We start from the raw sequence: 1,339 nt of genomic DNA, 5'->3' as shown, positions 1-1,339 counted from the left end.
TCCATGGCCTACCCGCAGCGGGTTCTGGAGACACTCGCAGGCTCGGCTGTCACCGGTTTTTCGGGCGTGGCGGCCACCTATGCGCTGTTGCTCGGACGCCATCGGCCCGACGGCATCGTGCTGCCCCGGCTGCGCTATCTCACCCATGCCGGCGGGCCGATGCCGGCGCCGTTGCTGCAGCGGCTGCGGGATACCTTCCCGCGGGCCGAGGTCTTCGTGATGTACGGCCAGACCGAGGCCACGGCCCGCATCGCCTACCTCCCGCCGGAGCGCCTGGACCAGCGTCCCGGTTCCGTGGGCCGGCCGCTGCCCGGCGTGCAGGTGTCCGTGCGTGACCCCGAGGGCCGGTCATGTCCGCCCGGCACGCGCGGCGAGGTCTGGGTCAGTGGGCCCAACGTCATGCAGGGCTACTGGCGGGCACCGGAGCTCACCGCCGGTGTGCTTAGTGACGGCTGGCTCCACACCGGCGACCTGGGCTGGCTCGATGACGACGGCTTCCTCTACCTGGTCGGGCGGATCGGCGACGAGATCAAGACCGGTGCCCACCGGGTCAGCCCGGAAGAGGTCGAGGAGGTCCTCGCCGGCTGCCCGGGCGTGGCGGAGGCCGGGGTCGTGGGCATGCCCGACGAGTTCCTCGGCCAGGTAATCCGCGCCGTGGTCGTCCCCGGGGACGGCGCCGCGGTCTCGCCCCGCGCCGTGCTCGCCCACTGCCGGCAGCGGCTGCCCGCCTACAAGGTCCCCAGGGAGGTGATCTGCGCGGCGGCGCTGCCGCGCACCGCCTCCGGCAAGCTCCAGCGTTTCCGCCTCGCCGCGGACCCCATACCGGCCCAGCAGGCCACAGCCCTTGCGGAGGGTGAGACATGAGCGTGACCCAACCCATTGCGCCCGCCGGTGGCGGGCTCCATCCCTGGCTGGCCCTGGACTGCGAGGCCGAGGCGGAACGTATCGCCGCCGGGCTGCGCCGCCTGCTCGCCGAGCGCATCGGCCGCCGCGGCCTGGTCGTGGCGGTCTCCGGCGGTATCGACAGCGCCCTGTGCGCGGCGCTGGCGGTGCGTGCCGTGGGGCCACGGCGGGTGTTCGCCCTGATGCTGCCGGAGCGGGACTCCGATCCGGAGACCCAGGTCCGGGCGCGCGCCCTGGTCGAGCAGCTCGGCGTGCCCCACCAGCAGGAGGACATCGCCCCCATGCTGGAGGCGGTGGGCTGCTATCGCTGGCGGGACGAGGCCATGCGGACCGTCTTCCCCGACTATGACGCGGACTGGTCGAGCAAGATCGTCATCCGCGGCGGCCTGGAGGGGCGCTACAACCACTTCGAGCTGGTGGTCCGCGCCCCGGGCGG

2 protein-coding genes are annotated in these 1,339 nt (G+C 73.4%); both read left to right on the top strand.

Going from position 1 to position 1,339, the window contains the following annotated elements; genetic code table 11:
* The coding region (locus tag G7A99_RS13485) for a class I adenylate-forming enzyme family protein (RefSeq protein WP_163140954.1) at positions 1 to 864 on the top strand (864 nt) is incomplete at its 5' end.
* The coding region (locus G7A99_RS13480; protein WP_240466281.1) for an asparagine synthase-related protein at positions 861 to 1,339 on the top strand (479 nt) is incomplete at its 3' end. The genes G7A99_RS13485 and G7A99_RS13480, both read left to right, overlap by 4 nt.

It is taken from the genome of Arhodomonas sp. KWT (assembly GCF_010993615.1).
The sequence above is the reverse complement of the archived record's forward strand: the minus strand, read 5'-3'. Positions and strand labels throughout refer to the sequence as shown.